General features: G+C 65.1%; 20 protein-coding genes and 1 tRNA gene. 9 read left to right on the forward strand and 12 right to left on the reverse strand.

The annotated features are described in order from the left end of the window. Positions 1 to 154: 154 nt before the first annotated feature. Both PX52LOC_RS10085 and PX52LOC_RS10090 read right to left on the reverse strand, forming a co-directional pair. A tRNA-Arg gene (locus PX52LOC_RS10085) sits at positions 155 to 228 on the reverse strand. A 62-nt stretch (positions 229 to 290) separates the two neighbouring features. Further along, entirely contained in the window at positions 291 to 1,613 is a 1,323-nt protein-coding gene (locus tag PX52LOC_RS10090; RefSeq protein ID WP_149109980.1) for a glucose-1-phosphate adenylyltransferase, read from the reverse strand. Positions 1,614 to 1,798: 185 nt separating this feature from the next. Here PX52LOC_RS10090 and PX52LOC_RS10095 point away from each other — a divergent pair, with 185 nt between their 5' ends. Both PX52LOC_RS10095 and PX52LOC_RS10100 read left to right on the forward strand, forming a co-directional pair. Further along, entirely contained in the window at positions 1,799 to 3,532 is a 1,734-nt protein-coding gene (locus PX52LOC_RS10095) for a fatty acid CoA ligase family protein (RefSeq protein ID WP_149109981.1), read from the forward strand. Next, positions 3,529 to 4,524 carry an NAD-dependent epimerase/dehydratase family protein gene (locus PX52LOC_RS10100; RefSeq protein ID WP_149109982.1) on the forward strand — a complete coding sequence of 332 codons (996 nt, stop codon included), beginning with the start codon at positions 3,529 to 3,531 and terminating at the stop codon, positions 4,522 to 4,524. The genes PX52LOC_RS10095 and PX52LOC_RS10100 overlap by 4 nt, the downstream gene beginning before the upstream one ends. Before the next feature lies 1 nt (position 4,525). Here the strand turns inward: PX52LOC_RS10100 and PX52LOC_RS10105 are convergent, their stop codons facing one another. The 8 genes from PX52LOC_RS10105 to PX52LOC_RS10140 all read right to left on the reverse strand — a co-directional run bounded on the left by PX52LOC_RS10105 (position 4,526) and on the right by PX52LOC_RS10140 (position 14,184). Continuing rightward, on the reverse strand, positions 4,526 to 5,821 hold the full coding sequence (locus PX52LOC_RS10105; protein WP_168218904.1) for a glycosyltransferase: 1,296 nt from the start codon (positions 5,819 to 5,821) through the stop codon (positions 4,526 to 4,528). Between the two features lie 85 nt (positions 5,822 to 5,906). Beyond that, positions 5,907 to 8,051 (reverse strand): serine/threonine-protein kinase, encoded by a 2,145-nt coding sequence (locus tag PX52LOC_RS10110; RefSeq protein ID WP_149109984.1) that lies wholly within the window; start codon positions 8,049 to 8,051, stop codon positions 5,907 to 5,909. Positions 8,052 to 8,384: 333 nt separating this feature from the next. Next, positions 8,385 to 9,353, reverse strand: a complete 969-nt coding sequence (locus PX52LOC_RS10115) for a hypothetical protein (RefSeq protein WP_149109985.1) — start codon at positions 9,351 to 9,353, stop codon at positions 8,385 to 8,387. Beyond that, positions 9,350 to 9,970, reverse strand: a complete 621-nt coding sequence (locus PX52LOC_RS10120; RefSeq protein ID WP_168218905.1) for a CPBP family intramembrane glutamic endopeptidase — start codon at positions 9,968 to 9,970, stop codon at positions 9,350 to 9,352. The genes PX52LOC_RS10115 and PX52LOC_RS10120 overlap by 4 nt, the downstream gene beginning before the upstream one ends. 245 nt (positions 9,971 to 10,215) lie before the next feature. Continuing rightward, positions 10,216 to 10,806: a hypothetical protein gene (locus PX52LOC_RS10125; protein WP_149109987.1), complete on the reverse strand. Its 591-nt coding sequence runs from the start codon at positions 10,804 to 10,806 to the stop codon at positions 10,216 to 10,218. A gap of 207 nt (positions 10,807 to 11,013) precedes the next feature. Then, entirely contained in the window at positions 11,014 to 12,363 is a 1,350-nt protein-coding gene (gene accC / locus PX52LOC_RS10130; RefSeq protein WP_149109988.1) for an acetyl-CoA carboxylase biotin carboxylase subunit, read from the reverse strand. Between the two features lie 86 nt (positions 12,364 to 12,449). Next, positions 12,450 to 12,944, reverse strand: a complete 495-nt coding sequence (gene accB / locus PX52LOC_RS10135; RefSeq protein WP_218575315.1) for an acetyl-CoA carboxylase biotin carboxyl carrier protein — start codon at positions 12,942 to 12,944, stop codon at positions 12,450 to 12,452. Between the two features lie 118 nt (positions 12,945 to 13,062). Continuing rightward, positions 13,063 to 14,184, reverse strand: a complete 1,122-nt coding sequence (locus tag PX52LOC_RS10140) for a M24 family metallopeptidase (RefSeq protein ID WP_149109989.1) — start codon at positions 14,182 to 14,184, stop codon at positions 13,063 to 13,065. Between the two features lie 356 nt (positions 14,185 to 14,540). Here PX52LOC_RS10140 and PX52LOC_RS10145 point away from each other — a divergent pair, with 356 nt between their 5' ends. The 4 genes from PX52LOC_RS10145 to PX52LOC_RS10160 are packed head-to-tail and all read left to right on the forward strand — an operon-like array spanning position 14,541 to position 18,012. Then, the gene (locus PX52LOC_RS10145; RefSeq protein WP_168218906.1) at positions 14,541 to 15,152 is read left to right on the forward strand and encodes a precorrin-2 dehydrogenase/sirohydrochlorin ferrochelatase family protein; all 612 of its coding nucleotides are present in this window, start codon (positions 14,541 to 14,543) and stop codon (positions 15,150 to 15,152) included. Between the two features lie 28 nt (positions 15,153 to 15,180). Beyond that, positions 15,181 to 16,008, forward strand: a complete 828-nt coding sequence (ccsA, locus tag PX52LOC_RS10150) for a cytochrome c biogenesis protein CcsA (protein WP_149109991.1) — start codon at positions 15,181 to 15,183, stop codon at positions 16,006 to 16,008. Further along, complete coding sequence (gene hemA, locus PX52LOC_RS10155) at positions 16,005 to 17,279, forward strand: glutamyl-tRNA reductase (protein WP_149109992.1); 1,275 nt, start codon at positions 16,005 to 16,007, stop codon at positions 17,277 to 17,279. Before ccsA ends, hemA begins: the two co-directional genes overlap by 4 nt. 4 nt (positions 17,280 to 17,283) lie before the next feature. Continuing rightward, complete coding sequence (locus PX52LOC_RS10160; RefSeq protein WP_149109993.1) at positions 17,284 to 18,012, forward strand: DUF4058 family protein; 729 nt, start codon at positions 17,284 to 17,286, stop codon at positions 18,010 to 18,012. Here PX52LOC_RS10160 and PX52LOC_RS10165 read toward each other — a convergent pair. Together PX52LOC_RS10165 and PX52LOC_RS10170 are read right to left on the reverse strand one after the other, a co-directional pair. After that, positions 18,009 to 18,899 carry a DUF1559 family PulG-like putative transporter gene (locus PX52LOC_RS10165; protein WP_149109994.1) on the reverse strand — a complete coding sequence of 297 codons (891 nt, stop codon included), beginning with the start codon at positions 18,897 to 18,899 and terminating at the stop codon, positions 18,009 to 18,011. The two genes, PX52LOC_RS10160 and PX52LOC_RS10165, sit on opposite strands and share 4 nt — an antisense overlap. 34 nt (positions 18,900 to 18,933) lie before the next feature. Next, positions 18,934 to 19,425, reverse strand: a complete 492-nt coding sequence (locus PX52LOC_RS10170; protein WP_149109995.1) for a GNAT family N-acetyltransferase — start codon at positions 19,423 to 19,425, stop codon at positions 18,934 to 18,936. A 71-nt stretch (positions 19,426 to 19,496) separates the two neighbouring features. Between PX52LOC_RS10170 and PX52LOC_RS10175 the strand changes: the two genes are divergently transcribed. From PX52LOC_RS10175 to PX52LOC_RS10185, 3 genes are read left to right on the forward strand one after another with little or no spacing between them, the layout of a single operon-like run. Then, positions 19,497 to 20,009, forward strand: a complete 513-nt coding sequence (locus PX52LOC_RS10175; protein ID WP_149109996.1) for an adenine phosphoribosyltransferase — start codon at positions 19,497 to 19,499, stop codon at positions 20,007 to 20,009. A gap of 12 nt (positions 20,010 to 20,021) precedes the next feature. Continuing rightward, on the forward strand, positions 20,022 to 20,552 hold the full coding sequence (locus PX52LOC_RS10180; protein WP_149109997.1) for a hypothetical protein: 531 nt from the start codon (positions 20,022 to 20,024) through the stop codon (positions 20,550 to 20,552). 43 nt (positions 20,553 to 20,595) lie between these two features. Beyond that, complete coding sequence (locus tag PX52LOC_RS10185; RefSeq protein ID WP_149109998.1) at positions 20,596 to 21,684, forward strand: hypothetical protein; 1,089 nt, start codon at positions 20,596 to 20,598, stop codon at positions 21,682 to 21,684. Positions 21,685 to 21,687: the final 3 nt, after the last annotated feature.

Raw genomic sequence — 21,687 nt, forward strand, 5'->3', positions numbered from 1 at the left:
AAAAACCTCCTCAGGAAACCCGTGTAAAGCACGGCCGGGCCTGAAAAGGTTCGCGTCGCTGACCCTCCTCGGTGCTGGTAACACCGGGGAGGGTTATTTCTCGATCTCGGACAGGATATCTCGGACAGACTCCGGCGAATCGCCGTAAGTCCAGTACACCCAAGAGGAGTCGAACCTCTAACCTTCGGTTCCGTAGACCGATGCTCTATCCAGTTGAGCTATGGGTGCGCCAACGTACCAATCCTATGAGCGGCACGCCGGAGTGTCAACGCGCGATCGGAAACGAGATCTCAAATCTCGAGGCCGTCCGGGATCACCGCGCCCCGCGGCACGCAGACAATACCGTCGCGGATGTGGAAGCGGCCGGCCGGGTCGTCGTAGTCGGCGTCGGCGTCATGGTCGCGGATCCGAACACCTTGGCCGATGCGGCAGTCCTTGTCCAACATTGCCCGCTCGATCCGACAGCCTTCGCCGATGTTCAAGTGCGGGCGGCCCAGGCGACGGTTCTCCTCCAGTTCCACCTGCGTCTCGAAACCGTCACTGCCGATCATCACCACGTCCTTCAGGTGGCAGTTCGCCCCGACCACGCTGCGGACGCCGATCAGCGAGTGCTTCACGCTGCTGCCGGCCCCGATCACGCAGCCGTCGGCGATCGTCACGCTCTCCAGGGCCGCGCCGTTAATTCGGCTAGCCGGCAGGTTCCGCATCCGCGTGAAGATCGGGCCTTCCGGGCTGAAGAAGTCGAACGGCGGGTTCGGTTCGCCCAGCGCCAGACTCGTTTCGTGGTAACTCTTGATCGTACCCAGGTCCTCCCAGAAGCCGTCGAAGAGGTGCGCCTGGATGTGCCGGTCGGCGACGTGATTCGGGAAGACGTTCGAGCCGAAGTCGTGTGGCAGGAGCATCGCGTTGTGCAACTTGTCCGGCACCGGCGCGTTCAGCATCTCGATCAACTTGTCCGTGTTGAACAGGTAGATGCCCATGTTCGCCAGGTAGTTGCGGCCCTTCGACGGGATGCCCATCTTCTCGATCCACGTCGACGGGGTGTAGTACGGCTTGCGGGCCTCGGCCGTCTTCGGCTTCTCCGTGAAGCTCAGCACACGGCCGCTGTCGTCCATCCGCATCAGCCCGAAACCGGCCGTCTGCTCTTCCGGCACCGGAATGGCCGCGATCGTCACCTCGGCCTTGCTCTTGCGGTGCGTCTCGATGAGCTGCTGGTAGTCCATCCGGTAGAGTTGGTCGCCCGACAGGATGAGCACCTCGTCGGGCTCTTCGCGGTTGATGTACGCGATGTTCTGGCGGACGGCGTCGGCCGTACCCTGGTACCAGCCGATCTGCTCGTCGTAGGCTTGCTGGGCGGCGAGGATTTCGACGAACCCCTTGCTGAACATGTCGAACTTGTACGTGTTCGCGATGTGCCGGTGCAGGCTGACCGACAAGAACTGCGTGAGCACGTAGATGTTGTTGAGGCGACTGTTGATGCAGTTGGAAATCGGGATGTCGATGAGGCGGTACTTGCCGCCGACGGGCACGGCCGGCTTGGCCCGGGATTTCGTCAGGGGGAAGAGTCGCGATCCGCGACCGCCGCCGAGAATGAGGGAGAGGACTTCGGGCATGGCGGGCCTCACTGGAATGAAGGGGAAGGGATCAAGTGTGCATATGCTAACGCGCTGACCGCACCAGAGTAAGGGACTGGTATTTTCGGATTTTTTTGAAACGCCGGACCGACGGAGCAGTAGCCGGACAACCGGCATTTCCGGCCGCCGTGCCCTGGTGCCCCAGACCCTGTACGATTGAAGACATGACGACCCCGGACGTGAACGTATCGAGTCACCTGGCGATTCTGGCGGCGGTCGAACCGGCCCGCGTCGCCTTGCACTCGGCCCGAGCGGGAACGCATCGGACGTTTTCCCAACTTCACAGCGAATCCGATGCCACGGCCCACGGGTTAACCGCCCTCGGCATTGGCCCCGGAACGCGAGTCGCGCTGATGGTTCCGCCGTCGCTGGAATTCTTCTCGCTGACGTTCGCTTTGCTCAAGGCCGCGGCGGTGCCGGTGCTGATCGACCCCGGTATGGGCATCCGCCGACTCGGCGACTGCTTGAACGAGGCCGAACCCGAGGTGTTCATCGGCATTCCGAAGGCTCATGTGGCGCGGCGGTTGCTCGGCTGGGGCCGTCGGACGATCCGGACCACCGTCAACGTCGGCCGTGGCCGGTTCTTCTGCACGCGGTCGAGTCGGGAACTTCCTCTCACGTTCACGGGAAAGGGTGAGTACGCTCGCCCCCCGGTGACGGCAAACGACCCGGCGGCGATCCTGTTCACCAGCGGTAGCACCGGCCTGGCAAAGGGGGCGGTTTATACGCATGGCATCTTCACGGCTCAGGTCGAGATGCTCAAAGCCGAGTACGGCATCGCCCCGGGCGAGATCGATCTGTGTACATTCCCGTTATTCGCGCTGTTCGGCCCGGCCCTCGGCATGACGTGTGTAATCCCGGATATGAACCCCTCCCGCCCCGCCACGATTGACCCCCCGAAGACGCTCTCCGCGGTTCGGCGGTTCGCCGTGACGAATCTCTTCGGCAGCCCGGCGGTGATCCGGAGGTTGGGCGATTCGTTCAAAGAGGGCGCGGATACACTGACGAGCGTGAAGCGCGTCCTCTCGGCCGGTGCGCCGGCGTCGCCACACGCCTTGGAGCGATTCTCGCGGTTGCTGCCCGACGGCGTGCAAATCTTCACGCCCTACGGGGCCACGGAAGCCCTGCCGGTGGCAAACATCGGCAGTGATGAAATCCTCGCCGAGACACGACGACTGACCGAACGCGGTCACGGCGTGTGCGTCGGCCGGCCGTTCGCAGGAATGACCGTGCGAATCATTCGCATCTCCGACGAACCGATCGCTGAGTGGGACGAATCGCTGTGCGTGCCGGATGGTGAAGTCGGCGAGATCGTCGTTCGCGGGCCGGTGGTGACGAAACAGTACTGGCACCGCGACGCTGCGACGAAGCTGGCGAAGATCACCGACCCGGCGACGGGCGAAGTGCTACACCGCATGGGCGACGTGGGGTACTTCGACGACCGCGGCCGGCTGTGGTTCTGCGGCCGCAAGTCGCAGCGAGTGGTCACGCCGCACGGCACGCTGTTCACCGACATGGTCGAGCCGATCTTCAACACAGAGGAGGGAGTGTCGCGCACGGCACTCGTCGGTGTGGTGCGGGATGGCGTCACGCATCCGGTGCTGTGTGTTGAACCGACGTTCCGAACACGCGCCGGGCTTCTCGAAGTATCGAAGAACCTCAAACAAAATGAGGAGCGAGGGACGAGGTTCGATCCACGCTTCGAAAGCAATCCGCGTGGATATCTCACCTTCCACTTGTACGCCGAGGTGAAACGAATCACGCCGACCATCAACGCCATCTTGATTCACCCGAAGTTCCCGGTAGACGTGCGGCACAACTCGAAGATCTTCCGCGAGAAGCTCGCGGAGTGGGCGGACGGGCAACTTCCCCGGAAGTGGAACGGGGGCCGCGTATGAAAGCCCTCGTCACCGGCGGCGGCGGGTTCCTCGGCGGGGCGATCGTTCGCGCCCTGCGGGCTCGCGGCGATACGCCGATCTCCTTCACCCGCTCGCGGTATGCGTGGCTCGACGAGATCGGCGTGCAACAGCGGCTCGGGGACCTGACGGACCTGGACGCCGTGGATCAGGCTGTCGCCGGGTGCGACGTGGTCATCCATGTGGCCGCGAAGGCCGGCGTGTGGGGCCGGTACGCCGACTACGTGGCCACGAACATCACCGGCACCGAGAACGTCCTGGCCGCGTGCCGGACTCAGGGCGTGCGGAAACTCGTGTACACCAGCACGCCGAGCGTCGTCCACACCGGGGTGGACATCGCGGGCGAGAACGAGAGCCTGCCCTACGCGAAGCACTTCGACTCGTACTACCCGCAGACGAAGGCGAAGGCCGAGCAGGCGGTGCTGGCCGCGAACGGGTCGGACCTCGCGACGGTGGCCTTGCGGCCGCACCTCATCTGGGGGCCGGGCGACCCGCACCTCATCCCGCGACTGCTGGCCCGTGCCCGCCTCGGCAAGTTGAAGCGTATCGGCACCCGTGAAGTGAAGATCGACCTGACCTACGTGGACAACGCCGCGGACGCCCACGTCCTCGCGGCCGACAAGTTGGAGATCGGCTCGCCGATCGCGGGGAAGGCGTACTTCATCAGCAACGGCGACCCGGTCGTGATGTGGACGTTCCTGAACCGCATCCTCGCCGACGCCGGCGTGCCGCCGGTCACGAAGACCGTCCCTGGCTGGGTGGCTCGCCTGACAGGGCGAGCCCTGGAAGCGGTCTACGGCCTCTTCCGCGTGGCCGGCGAGCCGTCGCTGACGCTGTTCGTGGCGAAGCAACTGTCAACGTCGCACTGGTACGACATCTCGGCCGCGAAGAACGATCTGGGGTACGATCCGCAGGTCAGCATCGAAGAGGGTCTGAAGCGGCTGGCCGCGAGCTTCAAACCCCACCCGGGGTGAGTCACGCGACCGGTAGTCGGCCTTCCCAATCCGCCCGCCGCACCCGCCGTTTGGTCTGGAAGGCTTCCTCGACGAGGTCGGCCGCCCCGCGAACACCGGGGGACAGTTCCAGTTGCTTGCGGCACACCATCGCGGCCTCTCGGTACTTCGGCTGGTTCACGATCGCTTCGATCATCGGCCGCAATCGCGCGGCGGTGACGCGGCCGGGCCGAAGGACTTCGCCGGCCCCGAGCCACCGGACGCGCTCCGCGACGCCGGGTTGATCGTTCGTCACCGGAACGCACACCATCGGCAGCCCTCGGGCGAGCGATTCGAGCGCCGTGTTCAGGCCAGCGTGCGTCACCACAGCCGCGGCCCGATCGAGCAGCGGCAACTGCGGCGCGAACCCCACGACCAGCGCGTTCGCCGGCACCGGGCCGTCCCACACCGCGTCCCGTCGGCCGAGTGCAAGGACCACCTGCACTGGCAGCGTCTCGCACGCGGTCAGGATCGCGGTGAAGACGTGCTTCAGGCGGTTTTGCAGTGTGCCGAGCGAGGCGTACACGAGCGGCCGGCCGTCGAGCTGGTCCCAGGGGAACGGTTCTTCGCCGTCGCGAATCGGCTCGTGCCACGGGCCGGTGTAGTGGAAGTGGTCGGGCAGGTGATCGCGGGGGAAGTCGAAGAAGGCCGGCTGCTGGGCGACCTGTACGAGTCCGGTCGCCGTCGTGACGTTGGCATCGGGGACAGGCGACAACCCGTGGGCCGCACGGTACGCCGCGATCTCGCGGCGGACCGGCGCGACGGCCCACCGCAGGGCGGTGTTGCCGAGGCGGTTCCGCAACCGCGGGAGCAGCCCCGGCCGGTAGGCCCACGGCAGCACAGGCGGCGGCACGCCGGCTTCCTGGTAGAGCGCGAGCGCGTTGCACGCGAGGGCACACGGCAGCCCCAACACCTCCGCGACGCACCCGCCGGCGGACGAGACTTGGTCCGCCACCACCGCCTCAATGCCCTGCGCGCGGAAGGCGGCCGGCAGTTCGCGGAAGCCGACGATTTCGATGTCCGCGAGCAACCGCCCCGTCAGTTTCATCGCGGCCAGGCCGGTGAGTTCCGCGAGGCGAACCCGCCCCGGCGCGACGTGCGTTTCGTAATCCGCGTGCCCGATGCCGACGTACCCGAGGCCGGCACGGTCGGCGAACCGCCGGGCGGGCGGTAGCCCGAAGACGCTGACCTCGTGCCCCCGCCGCGCGAGTTCGCGGCCGAGCGTGGTCATCGGGTTGAGGTGGCCGGTCATGTCCGGGCAGTACAAGGCGATCCGCATGGTCCGTCGTTCCCCGTGGCAACGGGGGGTGTACGGCGGGAAGCGGCGGGCGGATTTCGCCATCGCACCGGGGCGACGGCCGGCACTACCAGCACATCAACGTCACGTCTTCCACCAGTTTCACCGCGTACCGGGTGAAGCGTTCCGCGTCCCCGGTCGCGTACGGGTGCATCAGCATCCGCCACCACAGGGGCACGGCATCCCGGTAGCGGCCACACTCCTCGTACGCCGTGCCGAGGTCGCGGGCCGCGTAGTAGATGAAGAGGTGGTCCGGGCCGTACTGGGAGCGGTTGTAGTCATACGCCCCCTTGAGGTGGGGCACGGCCTCCGCCGGCCGGCTGCACGCCAACAAACAGAGGCCGAGTTGAGAACGGGTCCACAAGACTTCAGAGGAAGTCGGGCGACAGTGCTTCTGGAACCGGGCATACGCTTTCTGAAGGACGGGCAGGACCGTGTGGCAGTCCGCACTCGGCAGCCGGTACTTGGCCAGGTTGACGCGCACCCACTCCGTTTCCTGGTGGTCCTCACCGAACTTCTTGACGCAAATGGCGAGAATTTGTTCCTCGATGGCCGCCTCTTCGGCCCGCCGTCCGGCGTGGCGGTAGGACATGCGGAGGAGGTTCAGTTGGTTCAGGAATTCCGCTGAGTCGGGAGCTAGCGTTGCCCGGGCGGCTTCCACGATCGGTTCGATGACTCGAACCGCGTCCGCCCCCCGGCCAGCATGGATGTACGTGTAGGTCATTTCCGTGGCCGTCTTGATAAGCTCCGGGTGGCGGGGTTCCAGGTGTTGCTGACGGAGCGCCAAGGACTGTTCCATCAGCACAATGGCCTCGACAAATTCGCCGAACGAACGTCGGGCCAGAGCCAAAGTGAAGAGCACCCGGGCTCGGCGGAGTGGATCACCCGTGTCGTTCTTCGCGACGTCGGCGAGTTGCGCGATCTGCTGCTGCATCGTCTTGAGCGATTCGGCCCCAAACCCTGAGCCGATACTGATCAGGATCTTCTCCAGCATCGCTGTGACTGCTTCCGCATCCTGCCGGGCCTTCCGCTCGGCCTCGGCGGCGCTTTCCGCCTGTTGTCGCAGTTTCCGCTCGCCGTTGGCCGCGAGCACGGCGGCGTCCGCGGCGGCCACCGCGTTGCGGCGCTCGTCCTCGGCTTGCCCGGCGAACGCCAGCGATACGCCCGTCGCGACCGTCAGGATCACGCCCAGGGCCACCGTCAACCCGGTCGTCAGCGGATTTCGCCGGCACCAGTTCCAGCCTTTCTCCAGCCGCCCGATGGGCCGGGCCAGAATCGGGCGACCTTCCAAGAACCGCGTAAGGTCGTCCGCCAGATCCTGCCCATCGGCGTACCGCCGCTGCGGATCCTTGTGCAGGCACTTGCGGCAGATCGTTTCCAGGTCACGGGGCAAGTTCGGCTGCCAGGCGCGGAGCGCGACCGGTTCGTGCTGAAGAATGTTCGTCAAGATCTGCTGGGGGTTGTCGCCGGAGAACGGCACCGTGCCGGCCACCATCTCGTAGAGCAGTACGCCGAGCGCCCACACGTCGACCGCCGGGGTGAGGTCTTTCTTGCCGGTGAGTTGCTCCGGCGGCATGTACGTCGGCGTGCCGGCGATCATGCCGGTCTGTGTCAGGTGTTCGGTCGCCAGGTCCCGTGCCAGGCCGAAGTCCGCGACCTTCGGCTGGCCTTCGGGCGTGAGGAGAATGTTGGCCGGCTTCAAGTCGCGGTGAATGATGCCGCGGGCGTGGGCGTACCCGACGGCCCCGGCCACGGTCGCGATGAGGGCCGCCGCTTCCCGCGGCGACGGCCGACCGTCTTTCAGCTTGTCCGCGAGCGACCCACCGGCGACGTACTCCATTGCGAGGAACGGGCTGTCGTTCTCGGTGCCGCAATCGAAGATTTGAACGATGCCGGGGTGCTGAAGTTTGCCGAGCGTCTCTGCCTCGCTACGGAACCGCTCCAGGGTTTCCGGGTCGGTGCTGCCGAGCACGGTGAGGATCTTGTACGCGACGTCCCGTTTCAACCCGCTCTGCCGCGCCTGGTAAACGATCCCCATGCCGCCGCGGCCGAGAACCCGTATTAACTGGTAGTCTCCGCTCAGTCGAATGGCCGGCAACGGCGTGTCACAACTGGCCGGGACGGTGTCGGCCAGCGGATGGCCGCCATTCATGCGCCGGGTGGGGACTCCCCGCGACTGGGTACTCTCGCGGGCGTGAAGGTTACTACCCATCGCTGCGTCCTTCAAACGGCTGTAGGGATGCGCGCCGCTGAAAGTTAGGACGAAAATGGTTTCGGCGGGTGGCCTGTCAGCCCGGAAAGTGGTGTTAGGTTTCGCGTGCGAAGGGAAATTCCTCGCCCCGCCAGCAACGAGAAGTCATCCGAACACCGGGCCGCGATCATCACGGCCCGGTTTGCTGCCGGCTCCGCACAGAACGGCGGGGCTTACACCCTGTCGTCGGTACCGCGTCACTCGCTTGGTCGGTAACTCCAGCACGACCCGCCGGGGCATTGCGACGGGCCTGAAGCGACGGGCCGTGGGTTTCGAGCGGGCGAGTTGAGGCACTCAGGCGGGTCGGCCGCCGTTCCAGTAGTCGCACAGGATGTTGTAGATCACAGGGGCGGGGCGGTTGTAGTAGTCAAGAATGACGATGTACGCGCCGTCCACCAAGAGGCCGATGCCGTGCTTGCTGTTGGCCGTCCGCGTGACGCCCATGCGCTTCACCGGCGGGTACTCGATGGCCTTCACCTCGTCCCACCGGAGTTTCCCCTTGCTGTCGCCCTGAACCAGCGCGAGGCCGACCGGGGTGATGACCAGCCCAGAGTGGGCCTGGGCGTCCCCTTGTAGGGATCGGCCGGACAGAAAGAGGATCAGCGCGATGAACAAGCCGAACAGGGCGACGCCTAATCCCCCGCCCATCCAGGCGTCGTCGAAGTTCCCCTGGGTGACCCGGCCGGCGACCCCCATGACGACCGCAGCCGCCGCCAGGCCGAGCATCGCGTAGACGCCCTTGTACGACCGCCGGCGGTGGATCATCTTCGGCCGGCCGGCGAACGTGTAAATGTGGTCCTCGCCGAATTTCGCGACCTGATCCTCGCGGTACCCGTGCAACGACGCGGGGATCCGCGGGGATCGGGTTCGGGGCCACTTACTTTCCAGGAAGACCAACAACTCGTGCGACGCAACCGTCAGACGGTCCGGGATGACCGTGACGCCGTCCGCGTGGTTCAGTTGGATCGTGGTGCGGGAAGCCTCCCGGTCTCCAGAGGTGACAACTCCTTCGAGGTGTTCGAATCGGACCATGTGCTCGGTTGGCTGTTCGAATTGCAGGTGGTCCTCCGCGATGCGGAAGACCGTCGGGCGGTCCCGGCCGAGCCAGATGCCCGCGGCAATCCCGAAGGGCAGGAAGACCGTCGGCCAGCCGTCCTTCTTGGGTGCGACCAGGAACACGATGCCGAACAGGAGGCCGAGGACCACGAAGAATCCGGCCCAGAGGCCCCCGGTCGGGCGGGACTCGACGACTTCGCCGATCACAGGAATTCCTCCAACCACGTCACGGCCAAGTTGTGGGTGACGTGCAGCAGTACGGGCAGGGCCAGGGATCGCGACCAAACGCGGACGTACCCGAGGAAGACGCCCAGGGCGAACAGGTAGGGCATGCTGAGGAACACGTGAATGTGACACACGCCGAACATCGCGGCCGAGACGAGAACCGCCCCGTGAACGCCGCCGTAGCGGCGGAGTACGCCGAGCAAGAGGTACCGGAAGAAGAACTCCTCGACGATGCCGGGTTGCACGCACTCTAGCAGCACGCCGACCAGCGTCACCCCGGCCGGCTCCGGAAGTCGGAACCATTCGATCTTCACGTACTCTCGAATCGCCGCGTGGTACAGGACGTTGACGCCGACGAGGGCCGCCAGGAGAGGGAGGGCGAGCACCCAGGCGAACACCCGCCGGTCCGCCGTGGCGGACAGCAACCGGGCCGACCCGCACCACGCCCACACGAGGAGAACGATCACCGTGTCGACGGCTTCAAAGACCGCGAGTTGAATGTGTTCGAAGGCCTTGCCGTCCTTCTCACTCATCCCGGCGAGAATGATCGTCTGGATGATCGAAACGACCAACAGCGCGAAAAAACCTTTCAGCGCCACAAAGAGATGCCGGGCGTCACCGGAATCCGGTTCGAGGGGACTTCGCTCGGGGACTGGCCTCGGAACGCCGTCCGATGCGCGAGGCCGAAGGGCGGCCGCACAGTGCGGGCAACTTCGACTTGCGGGGTGAACGTTTAGGCCACACCGCCAGCACGGAGCAGCCGGAATGGGGGCCTTCTCGGCGGGTAGGCCCAATTCGTCGGGGAAAAAATCTTCGGGCGGAGTCATGGGCGAGAACCGGAGGGTTACGCACTTTCGAACGGGCTTTCCGGGGTGCGATCGAAATCGTTCGAGTCGTCGCGGAGCCGGGCCTTCGCCTCGTTCTGATACGCCACGGCCGCCCGAATGGCCTTCACGAAGCAGAAGATGATGATGACCCGAACCAACAGGCCACTACAGATCGCCTGGCCGAATGCCTTGCCGACATCTTCCGCGCGGTCGTTGGACGAGACCGCAATTGCAATTGCGGCAAACCAATACCCCAAGTACAGGACGAACCCGGTCACGGTACACGCCACCGGCGCACGGTAAATCAAAAATCCCAACAGAATCAGAATCATGCCGACTCCCGCGGCCAAGAAACTGGCCAACTCGGCGGCTCGAATTGCGGATTCACGAAGGGGCTGGAGTTTCTCCTGATCGATGACCATACCCTTACTTTGCAAATCTCGGACCTCGCGGTCGATTTCCACGTCCACAAAAGTCTTGGCCATCAACCCGGTCGTCAGATTGACGGCAAAAACGAGAATGCCCAGGAGCAACATGATGATCCGCGCGGTCCGCAAACTCTTCGTGCGAGCTTTTTGAGAGAGACTTCCTAGTTCGTCCGTGGGCATGACAGGCCTTCCGAGTTCGCAAGGGAGAGAAAGTTAGACAACGATAGCCGCACGCAACGAGTACTGTCCAACGAAAAGTGACTGAGAATTAATGCGCGTGCAACTCTACGCACGTTCTGCCGGTCGTTCGCCCGGGCTATCCAACGAAAAGTGACCGAGAATTAATGCACGCGCTACCGCCCGGATTCCAAAGGCCGCCCGCCCGGTTCACTTCCCGGCCATCAGCCTTCGCTCGATGAACGTGGTGTCGACGGTGCCGTTGATGAACTCGGCGGTGCTCATGATCTGCTGGTGGATCGGGATCGTGGTCGCGATGCCCTCGACGGTGAACTCCCGTAACGCCCGCCGCATGACGGCGATGGCCTCGTCGCGGGTCGGTTGGTGGACGAGCAACTTCGCCACCATGCTGTCGTAGTTCGGCGGGACGCGGTAGCCGGTGACGACGTGCGAGTCCATGCGGATGCCGGGGCCGCCGGGCGGTTGCCACTTCGTGATCGTGCCGGCCGACGGGCGAAAGTTGTTCGCCGGGTCCTCCGCGTTGATCCGGCACTCGATAGCCGCCCCGCGGAGGACAATGTCCTTCTGCCGGTAGCGGAGCTTCTCACCGGCCGCCACGCGGATCATCTCGCGGATGAGGTCGACGCCGGTGACGAGTTCCGTGACCGGGTGCTCGACCTGAACGCGGGCGTTCACCTCGATGAAGTAGAAGTTGTTGTCCTTGTCCACCAGGAACTCGCACGTCCCGGCCGAGTAGTACCCGGCCGCCCTCGCCAACCGCACGGCCGCGTCGCAGATGTTGTCGCGGACCTTCTCCGGCAGGTTCGGCGCGGGCGATTCCTCGACCAACTTCTGGTGGCGGCGCTGCATCGAGCAGTCTCGCTCGTACAGGTGGATGACGTTGCCGTAACGGTCGCCGAGAACCTGAACCTCAACGTGCCGCGGCTGGTCGAGGTACTTTTCCAGCAGGACGGAGCCGTCCTTGAACGCGGACTCGGCCTCCTGTCGGGCGGACGCGAGGCCACTGACGAGCGTGATGTCGTTGCGGGCAACGCGCATCCCGCGACCGCCGCCGCCGGCCGACGCTTTAATCAGCACCGGGTAGCCGACTTGGTGCGCGAACTTTAGCGCCTCCTCGTCGCTGGTGACGAGGCCGTCCGACCCGGGGACGGTCGGCACCTTCGCCTTCTTGGCGAGTTGCTTGCCCTTCTCCTTGTTGCCGACGGCGTCCATTGCCTCCGGCGGCGGGCCGATGAACTCGATTTTGCAGTCGCGGCAGATGCTCGCGAACTTCGAGTTCTCGCTGAGGAACCCGTAGCCGGGGTGGATGGCCTGGGCGTTGGTGATTTCGGCGGCGGCGATGATCCGATCGACCCGCAGGTACGAGTCCACCGCGGGGCCGGGGCCGATGCAGATGGCCTGGTCCGCCAGCTTCAAGTACGGCGCGTCCTTGTCGGCCTCGCTGTAGACGCAGGCGACTTCGATCCCCAGGTCGCGGCACGCCCGGATGATGCGGAGGGCGATTTCCCCCCGGTTGGCGACGAGAATGCGTTGGAACATGCTTCACCGAATGCGGAATGGGGAATGCGGAATGCGGAATTGAAACGCGGGCTTTCATTCCGCATTCCGAGTTCCACGTTCCGCATTCAGCCGAGTTCGACCCGGAACAGCACGGTGCCGAAGTCCACGGGTTGACCGTTCTTCACGCACACCTCGGCGATCGTGCCGGTGCACTCGGCCGGGTGGTCGTTGAAGAGCTTCATTGCTTCGAGTTTGCAGACCACCGTGTCGGGCTTCACCTTGCTGCCGACTTTCACGTAGTCGTCCTTGTCGGGACTCGGCTTCGCGTAGAAGGTGCCGACCATCGGCGACTTGATCTCGTGCAGGTTCGACTTCGGGGTCGCGGCCGCGGGGGCAACGGCCGGGGCCTGCGCGGCCGCGGCGTGTGGCACGGCCGGCGGCGGGGCGATGGTCGTGGCGTGAGCCGTCACGACGCGGGCCCCGCGCCGCAGGCGGATGCGGTGTTCGCCTTCGTGGAGGTCAATCTCACTCAAATCCCGGTCGGCCATCAGCTTGACCAGGAACTCGACCATTTTCGTGTCGAACGGCCGGTTCGAGTCGGGTTTGTTCTCGGAAGCCACGGTCGGTTTCCTCCACCGCATGAAGACGACGAAGGCGGACCATTCGGCCCGCCCTCGGTTGGGTGTCATCAAGATATGAAGGGACGCGGACAGCGGCGATTCTCGCCGCGGAGAAGCGTCACATCCCCGTGGCCCAGTCGCGCGGCAGGTTGGACAGCACCAGTCCCCCGTCGCGGCGGACGAGGACGTCGTCCTCGATCCGCACGCCGCCCCAGCCGGGAATGTAAATGCCCGGCTCGATGGTGATGACCATGCCGGATTCGAGGGTGTCGGTGGAGTTCTGCCGCACCCGCGGGGCTTCGTGCGTTTCCAGGCCGATGCCGTGGCCCAGGCCGTGCGTGAAGTACTCGCCGTACCCCGCGTCGGTGATGACCTTTCTCGCGGCGGCGTCCACGTCCTTCGCCGGCACGCCCTCGCGAACGGTCTTGATGGCCGCGTCCTGGGCCTTCAGAACGATGTCGTGAATCTTCTCGAAGTTGTACCCGACCCGTTCGGACTTGTTGCGCCGGGTCGGGGCGATCTCGAACGGCGACTTCAGCGTGCGGGTCAGATCGCTGCGGTAGCCGTTCAGCACGGCCCCCCAATCGACGAGGAGTTTACTGCCGTCGTTGAGCGGCTTGGTCGTCGGCGGGGCGTGGGGCAACGCGCCCCGCTCGCCGACGGCCACGATCGGCGGGAACGCCGTGCAATCGCCGCCGGCCCGGCGGACGAAGTTCTCGACGGCCGCGACCATGTCCCGCTCCGTTTCCGTCTCGCGGAGCGTACTCTTGAACATGACGAAGGCCCGCTCGGCCACGCGGATGGCGGCCTTGATCGCCTCGACTTCCGAGGCGTCCTTCAAGGCACGCAGCGCCTCGACGGCCCCGCGCACCGGCGCGAGGGTGCTCTTCGGGGCGTACTCCTTGAACGCCTCCGCGAGGGCCATCGTCATGTGGTCGGCCTCAACGCCGACGGCCTTCGCGCCGAGCTTGGTCAGCACTTCGCCGGCGGCCTCGGGGGTCGTCTTGTTGTGCGGCCGGATGTGGACTTCCAGGTCCGGGCACTCCTCGCGGACCTGCTGCGAGAAGCGGTCGTCGCTGACGAGAATCGCGTGCTTGGCCGTGAGGACGAAGTACGAACTGTCCCCCATAAACCCGGTGAGGTACGTGACGTTCACCGGCTGAGTAATCAGCAGCGCGTCGAGGTTGTCTTTCTTCAAATCTCGCAAAAGCGAGTTGCGGCGGTGGGTAAAATAATTCATTGGGGCGAGCGTTTGGAAAGGCCGGGCACGAGTCGGAGCTACCGTCCATAGACCGAGATAGAGGGCCGAACTCGCGGCCCCGGCGGTGGATAGAAAAAGAAACTCTCTCCAGCATCCCCAATAACTTGAAGCAGTGCAAGCAAAAACATCGGTCTAATGTACGATTATCTAACAAATGGGATGCTCGATCGAGTAAACCCGCGTGAGCACACGAACTCACACGGTTGTCATCATGATCGAAGGCCTTTTCTGTTTATTGCGAAATATTCAGTTCAGGCCGCCGATACGGACACTTGCCATAGCAAAGCTCATTCCAATTACTCTGATTTGAGGATTTCGGACCGATGCTTCCGGTAATGCTGGACTTACGCGGCAAGCGTGTGTTGGTCGTCGGCGGCGGGGCGGTGGGGCGTCGGAAAGCTCTGTCGGCTTTCTCCGCAGGTGCGGCCGTTCGCGTGGTCGCTTTAGAATCTCTGCACGAAGAGTTCGCGGCCCACGTGTCAATTGAGTGGATCCAGGCAAACTACCACGCGGACCACCTGCAAGGCATGTGCCTGGTCTTCGCGGCCGCGACGCCGGCCGTCAACGACCGGGTGGCCCTCGACGCCATCCGACGGGGCGTCTGGGTGAATTCCGCGAGCGACCCGACGGCCGGCGATTTTACACTTCCCGCCGTGGTGCGGCGCGGCGAGCTCACGTTGGCCGCGAGTACCGGTGGGGCGGCTCCGGCCCTGGCCCGCCGGATTCGCGAGAAGTTGGAACGGGAGTTCGACGAACACCTCGCCACCTGGATTCGCCTCCTCGAAATGATCCGCCCGACCGTCCGCGAGAGCATCGCCGACCCGGAGTTGCGACGGGCACTCCTCGACGACTTCGCCGACTGGCCGTGGCTGGAACGGTTGAAGGCGGAAGGCGAGGACGCCACGCGGCGGCTGATGGAGCAGCGGATTCGGGCGGCCGCCCTATAATGCCCGAATCGTTCCTCGGGACCGCGTTATGAGCCTTTCCACGCTGCAAGGCGTGTCGCACACCTGTTTCGGCCTCAGCTACCTGCTGGCGTTCACCCTGGAACTCGCCCGCATCCGCTGGCCGCGAACCGGCCTTCGCACGGCCGGCCTTGTCGTCGGCGCGGTCGGCTTGTTCACGCACTCGGCCTACCTCGCGATCCACCACCCGTCGCTGGCCGCCCCTTACGGCTCGCTCTTGCTGCTCGCGTGGGTGCTGGCCGTCTTCTACTTCTACGGCAGCCTCCACCACGCCCGACAGGCGTGGGGCATTTTCGTGCTACCGGTGGTGCTGGGCCTCGTCGCCTTGTCCCTGGTGATCGTTTCCTTGAGTGGGACCGACGACGTGGACGTGCCGGTCTGGCTCGTGGGCGAGAAGTTTTGGGGCGCGATCCACGGCCTGTTGCTGTTGCTCGCCGCCGTCGGGCTGAGCGTGGCCTTCCTGAGTAGCGTGATGTACCTCGTGCAAGCCCGCCGCCTGCGGACGAAGGCGAACCCGCTTGGCGCGGTGAAGATTCTGAGTCTCGAACGCCTGGAAGAGATGAGTCGGCGGGCCGTGAACCTCGCCTTCCCGATGCTGACCGCCGGCGTGCTGTTGGGCATGCTGATGCTGAACCACGAGCCGCCTTCGACGTTGGTGACGCCGTCGCTGAAGGTGCTCGGCAGTTACGGGCTGATTCTCGTGGTGGCGATGCTGGTGTACATGCGGTACGCCGCGCACGTGTCGGGTCGGCGGCTGGCCGTCTGGTCGATCCTGGCGTTCGTGCTGCTCGTCGTGGTGTTGATGGCCGCCCACCCGTTCGTGGAGGGCGGGAAGTGAACCTCCGTATCGTCGGGTGCAACTTCCGCACGGCGAACGTGGACGTCCGCGAACGGCTCGCGTTCCCCCCTGACCTGCACGCCCGCGCGTCGGCGGAACTCGCCGCCCGGTTCGGCTGCGAGGTCGCGATTCTCTCAACGTGCAACCGCGTCGAGTTGTTCCTCGCCCGGCCACACGGGGCGACGGTGCTTTCAACGGAACTGGCCACCGAGTTCCTCGGCGAAGTCCACCACGTCCCGCCGGAAACGCTGACCCCGCACCTGTACTCGCACGCCGACGCCGACGCGACGCGACACTTGTTCCGCGTGGCGGCGAGCCTCGACAGCCTCATCGTCGGCGAAGGGCAGATCGCCGGGCAGGTGAAGCAAGCCTTCGAGGCGGCGCAGCAACTTGCGACGACGGGGCCGCTGCTGAACGCCCTCTTCCCGCACGCCCTCCGCACGGCCAAGCGGGTCCGCACCGAGACCGGCATCTCGCTCGGCCACGTCTCCGTTTCCAGCGTCGCCGTCGATTACGTGAAGCAGGTGTTCGACCACTTCGGCGACAAGACCATTCTCGTCATCGGGGCCGGCAAGATGGGCCGGCTGACGCTGAAACACCTGGAGGAACTGAAGCCCGGCCGTATTCTGGTGGCGAACCGCAGCCCGGAGAAGGCGGCCGAGGTCGCGGCCGGGTGCGGCGGCACGCCGATCCCGTGGGATAAACTCGACGACGCCCTCGGCGAAGCCGACATCGCCCTCAGCACCACCGGAGCCGGCGAGCCGATCGTGTCGCAGAAGCGGTTCGACAAACAGGTCCGCCCGAAGCGCCGTCACGGCCGCACGCTCGTAGTGCTGGACATCGCCGTGCCGCGGGACTTCGACCCGGCCATCCACGACGGTGACCGCGTCTGCCTGTTCAACATCGACGACCTGACCCGCATCCGCGAACAAACGATCGCCGAGCGGCAGTCGCACATCCGCCCGGCCGAGGCGATTGTCGCCGCCGAGGTGAAGAACTTCACCGACGACTGGCAGCGCCGCAAGAACGGCCCGGTGATCCAGCAACTCCGCAGCGAGGTGGACAAGGTCCGCGACGAGGTGCTGACGCCGCTGCTCGCGAAGCTGAACGGCAAGCTCTCGCTGGCCGAGAAGGAGCAAGTTGCGGCCGCCTTCCGCCTCTTCCAGAACAAACTCCTGCACGGCCCGATTGCCGCGCTGCAAGACGCCAGCAAGGAGGGCGACCGCGGCACGCTGATCGAGGCGATGAAGAAACTGTTCCGCCTGGGGTAACGCCATGCCGATCCACGACTGGACGATCGTTGAGGCGGGCATCTATCACGCTTTCCACCACAGTTGGATCGCTTTCCTGAGTGCCGCACTGAACGACGGCCTTCTGCCGCCCGACCACTACGCTCTGCCGGAGCAGGACGTGGGCGGGTACGTTGCGGATGTGGTGGCCCTCCACGGCCGCAGCTCGGCTCCCTCGCCCAGCCCTCCGACGGCGACTGTGATGGCGGTCGCCCCGCTCGCGAGCGTGATCAGTCAGGCCGATCCCGCCCGCACCCGTAAGCGGCGGAGCCACGTCGCGATCAAGCACGTCAGCGGCTACGAGACGTTCGCGATCATCGAACTCGTGTCGCCGGGGAACAAGGACAATCGCAACGGGTTCCTCGTCTTCGTGCAGAAGGCTTGCGACCTGATCGAACGGCGGATCAACTTGATGGTCGTCGATCTCTTTCCGCCCGGCCCCCGCGACCCGCAGGGAATTCACGCGGCCATTTGGGGCGAACTGGCGCACGACGACTTCACCCCGCCGCCGGACAAGCCGCTGACCGTCGTGAGTTACGAGGCCGCCTTCCCACCCAAAGCGTACCTCGAACCGCGAGCGGTCGGCGACCGGCTGCCGGACATGCCGCTCTTTCTCGAACCGGGTCGCCACATCCAGGTGCCGCTGGAAGCGACGTACCAGACGACGTGGAACGCCACGCCGCAACGGTGGCGGGCGGCGGTGGAATCGCGCTAGTTTTCACCGCCGTTATCCTTCTCTGCCTGCGTCGCCATCGCCCGCAGCACGTCGCCGCTTATACTCTTGTTCAGAGTTCTCACGCTGCCGTCGCACATCGCGAAGTTCACGCCGTCGCGGTGGTTGCTCGAAAAGTGGTTCGCCTGCTTCGGCTTCGTCGCGCCATCGGTCATGCCGCCGGCCGTGCCGAGAACGAAGTTAGCACTGTCGCGCAGTTCCGGGGCGAAGCCGCTGCCCGCGGGCGGGAAGTGCCCGGCTCCCGCCACGGCCCCGACCCACGTCGATTCGCCGGTACGGAACGAGCGTTCGCCGACGAGCAGCGTGTTTGACAGGCCGTTGGTAATGTCGTCGAACTTCACCTTGCTGTCGCGGAACAGCACGCCGTCGCCCTCGACGTGTGGCTCCGTCGTGCCGCAGACGCCGACGTAGTTCGACGCAGCGATGTCGCAGATCGGGGCGAGCGGGTCGCCGTTCGCGGTGCGATGGTAGAGCATGAATGTGGTCGGCGCCGAACCGGTTGGACAGCGAAAAAACCGGAATGGGATGGTGCGGCTATATTTGTTCTCGACAACCTCGATCGGTAGGTTTTGTTTAGTTCGACTGTAGTAGTCCGAGGATTCGAGATAGTTAATCAGAAGCGATCCCCATGCCCACCCCGGCCCCCAATCGTTCGGTCCATTTGGCGTCGTGACGAACCCTGGCGGAAGACCGCCGGACGTGTCGTGCCAACCGTGAAACCCGATGCCGAGTTGCTTCAAATTGTTCGCACACATTGCGCGGTTGGCGCTGGCACGCATCGCCACGATGCCGGTCACGACGAGACCCATCGTGAGAATCGCAATTCCGACGAGAACGATCACGTTGCGTCGTTGGACACCGGTCGGCATGAGAGAGCCTCCGCAGAAAGGCCACCGCCTTCTTTCAGTCTAACCCGCCCAAGTGCTTCGCCCGCCCCGGCAGCGGGTAGATTTCCAGCAGCCCGTAGCTCGTGTCGGTCATCCCCAGCGAGCGGTAGGTCTGCTTCGCCCGTGCGTTGTCGGCTTCCACGTACAACCGCAGGCCGATCACCGTCGGGTCGGCCGTCGCCCGCTCTTGGACGTGCTGATACAGTGCGCGGAAGACGCCGCCGCGGCGGGCGTCTTCGCGCACGTACACGCTCTGAATCCACCAGAACCAGCCGTTGCGCCAGTCGCTCCACTCGAACGTGACGAGCGTTTGCCCGACGACTTCGCCGCCGCGCTCGGCCACGGTGTAGAAACCCTTGTGCGGGTCTTCGAGGCCGGCGGTCACGCCGGCGAGCAGTACGGCTTCGTCGAGGCGGACGTGTTCGCTCTCCCACGCGAGGCGGCGGTTGTACTCGGCGATCACGGCCGCGTCCGCGAGATTCGCGGGGCGAATGGTTAGGTTGGGCATCTCGTCCCCGCTATAAAGGATGTCGCGGCCAACGTCGTCTGACCCCTGACTCCTGACCCCTGGCCCTTGAAATGGAACTGAACCCGTTCATCCGCGACATCCCCGATTTTCCGAAGCCCGGCATTCTCTTCAAGGACATCACGCCGCTGTTGATGAACGCGACGGCGTTCCAACACTCCATTGATCTGCTGTCGATCCAGTTCGCCGGGCAGAAGATCGACGCCATTGCGGCGGCCGAGGCTCGCGGGTTCCTGTTCGCCGCCCCGCTCGCACTGAAGTTGCACAAGCCGCTCGTACCGCTGCGGAAGCCGGGGAAGTTGCCGTACCGCACGTACAGCCTGAAGTACGACCTCGAATACGGTCAGGCCGAACTGCACATGCACGTTGACGGCGTCGAGCTCGGCCAGCGGGTGCTGCTGGTGGACGATGTCCTGGCGACCGGCGGCACGATGGCGGCCGGTGGTCAACTCATTGAGCAAGCCGGCGGCACCGTGGCCGGGTGCGCGTTCCTCGTCGAACTCGCCTTCCTAAATGGCCGGGCCAAGCTGCCGAACTACGACGTGTTCAGCCTGCTCACATACTAACGAAAGACCGACATGAACGAGTACGACGACGACCGCCGGGACGACTATTCGAATAACCCCGAGCGCGAGGACATCCTCGACGCGGCCCATGCGAAAACCAAAGCCCCGGGGATTCTTCTCATCATCTTCGGGGCGATCACGTTCGGCCTAGCAGCGCTAAATACGATGCAACTGAAGGAACTGGACAAGACATTTGACGAGGCGGTCGTCCAGAACGACGAGAAGATCGACGCCGACCCGAAACTGACGGACGACGAGAAAAAACAAAGAAAGGAGATGCTCGCCAAGGCCATGGACGTCGCAAAGAAGGTCGTGCCGCCCGTGGTCTACGCGAACCTCGGGGCCGGGGCGTTACTCATGCTGGGCGGGTTGTGCCTGATCCGACTAACGGCCGGTTGGCTTGTCGGGCTGGCCTGTGTCGTGGGCATCATTCCGTTCACCACCGCCTGTTGCACCGGCTTCCCGTTCGGCATCTGGGGGTTGATCGCACTGAACAACAAGATCGTGCGGGCCGGCTATCGCGCGAAGGCGAGCATGGGGTAGTCAATCGTCGCCCCGGCTTTCCCAGCCTCTCCCCGGAAATCCGATGCCCGAACATCCGCCCGATGAACCCGACCCGGCAACGGTGCCGGAGTCAAGACCGCTGTCCGAAGCCGAGGCCGCCGCGCTGCTGAACGGTGAGGAACCCGCAGCGGCGGCGGACATGCAGCCGATCATCCTGGAGGAAGAAGCGGAGGCGTCCCGCGTCGTTCGCTCGGGGTGGCGGCCCCCGGGGGCGAAGGAGCGCGAGCGGTTGGCACTCCGCGAATCGGCCCGGCGCACCGTCCGCACGCCGGTGCTCCTGCTGCGCCTGGCGTCGTACCTCAATTTCGCCATCGTCGCGTTCATTTTTTCCGTTCACGTACTCGACGAGTTCCACCTCCTCGGCCCGACCGGCCTCTCGCCCAACCCGGAGGCGAGCCGAATCCGGTCGTTCGTCGTTTACGGGTTGGCCGGGTTCTCGTTCGTGCAAGCCGTCTGCGCATTCACGGCGGCCTCGGGCATCCGCCGGTTTTCGAGCAGCGGCGGGACGATCGTGTGCCTCCTGGTCGCGATGATCCCCACCGGCTGGGCATTCATCCCGGCCCTGTACTTCACCTTCGAATTCGTCTTCGCGGTGGTGCCGGTCGCCATCGTGCAGGCGGTGGTCGGGGGCCTTGCCATGCGGGCGATGCTTCGCCGGGACGTCGTGATGGTTTACTACCAAGACCGCGGGCGGGACGTTGGTCCGGAGACGGTGGCGGACATCCGCGTGAACGCCTGGTTGAAGCCGTCGGTGATCGGGTTGATTGCGATCGCGATTGTGGCGGCGGTGGCCATCGCGGTGTTCTTCGGGGTGTTCGCCAGGCCCCCGGCCGCGGCCCTCAAAAGCCCCCGTGCCCGGGCCGCCTACGAATTCGGGATGGCGGTCGGACTTTGTATAATGGTCGGCTGGACGTCGCTAACCCTGGTGACGGGCCTGTTCGTCCGCAACCGGGTGGCCCGACCGATGGTCTTGATCGGGTCGGTCATCGTGTGCTTGCCGATGAGTTTGCTGTGGGTCGTTGGCCTCCCGTTCGGCGTGTGGACGATGGTCGCGATGTTCGATCGGGACGTGACCCGGGCTTTTCTCCCGGCGCGGCCGAAGCGGAGGTAGGAC

Source organism: Limnoglobus roseus, assembly GCF_008254045.1.
Taxonomy (GTDB): Bacteria; Planctomycetota; Planctomycetia; order Gemmatales; family Gemmataceae; genus Limnoglobus; species Limnoglobus roseus.

Bases quoted from the DNA above. Each gene is read 5' to 3' on its own strand.
- PX52LOC_RS10125 (WP_149109987.1), bottom strand. From the start codon at position 10,806: ATGCCCACGGACGAACTAGGAAGTCTCTCTCAAAAAGCTCGCACGAAG.
- PX52LOC_RS10180 (WP_149109997.1), top strand. From the start codon at position 20,022: ATGAACGAGTACGACGACGACCGCCGGGACGACTATTCGAATAACCCC.
- ccsA (WP_149109991.1), top strand. From the start codon at position 15,181: ATGAGCCTTTCCACGCTGCAAGGCGTGTCGCACACCTGTTTCGGCCTC.
- PX52LOC_RS10175 (WP_149109996.1), top strand. From the start codon at position 19,497: ATGGAACTGAACCCGTTCATCCGCGACATCCCCGATTTTCCGAAGCCC.
- PX52LOC_RS10160 (WP_149109993.1), top strand. From the start codon at position 17,284: ATGCCGATCCACGACTGGACGATCGTTGAGGCGGGCATCTATCACGCT.
- PX52LOC_RS10170 (WP_149109995.1), bottom strand. From the start codon at position 19,425: ATGCCCAACCTAACCATTCGCCCCGCGAATCTCGCGGACGCGGCCGTG.
- PX52LOC_RS10165 (WP_149109994.1), bottom strand. From the start codon at position 18,899: ATGCCGACCGGTGTCCAACGACGCAACGTGATCGTTCTCGTCGGAATT.
- PX52LOC_RS10145 (WP_168218906.1), top strand. From the start codon at position 14,541: ATGCTGGACTTACGCGGCAAGCGTGTGTTGGTCGTCGGCGGCGGGGCG.
- accC (WP_149109988.1), bottom strand. From the start codon at position 12,363: ATGTTCCAACGCATTCTCGTCGCCAACCGGGGGGAAATCGCCCTCCGC.
- PX52LOC_RS10095 (WP_149109981.1), top strand. From the start codon at position 1,799: ATGACGACCCCGGACGTGAACGTATCGAGTCACCTGGCGATTCTGGCG.
- PX52LOC_RS10140 (WP_149109989.1), bottom strand. From the start codon at position 14,184: ATGAATTATTTTACCCACCGCCGCAACTCGCTTTTGCGAGATTTGAAG.
- PX52LOC_RS10090 (WP_149109980.1), bottom strand. From the start codon at position 1,613: ATGCCCGAAGTCCTCTCCCTCATTCTCGGCGGCGGTCGCGGATCGCGA.
- PX52LOC_RS10105 (WP_168218904.1), bottom strand. From the start codon at position 5,821: ATGCGGATCGCCTTGTACTGCCCGGACATGACCGGCCACCTCAACCCG.
- PX52LOC_RS10100 (WP_149109982.1), top strand. From the start codon at position 3,529: ATGAAAGCCCTCGTCACCGGCGGCGGCGGGTTCCTCGGCGGGGCGATC.
- PX52LOC_RS10185 (WP_149109998.1), top strand. From the start codon at position 20,596: ATGCCCGAACATCCGCCCGATGAACCCGACCCGGCAACGGTGCCGGAG.
- PX52LOC_RS10110 (WP_149109984.1), bottom strand. From the start codon at position 8,051: ATGGGTAGTAACCTTCACGCCCGCGAGAGTACCCAGTCGCGGGGAGTC.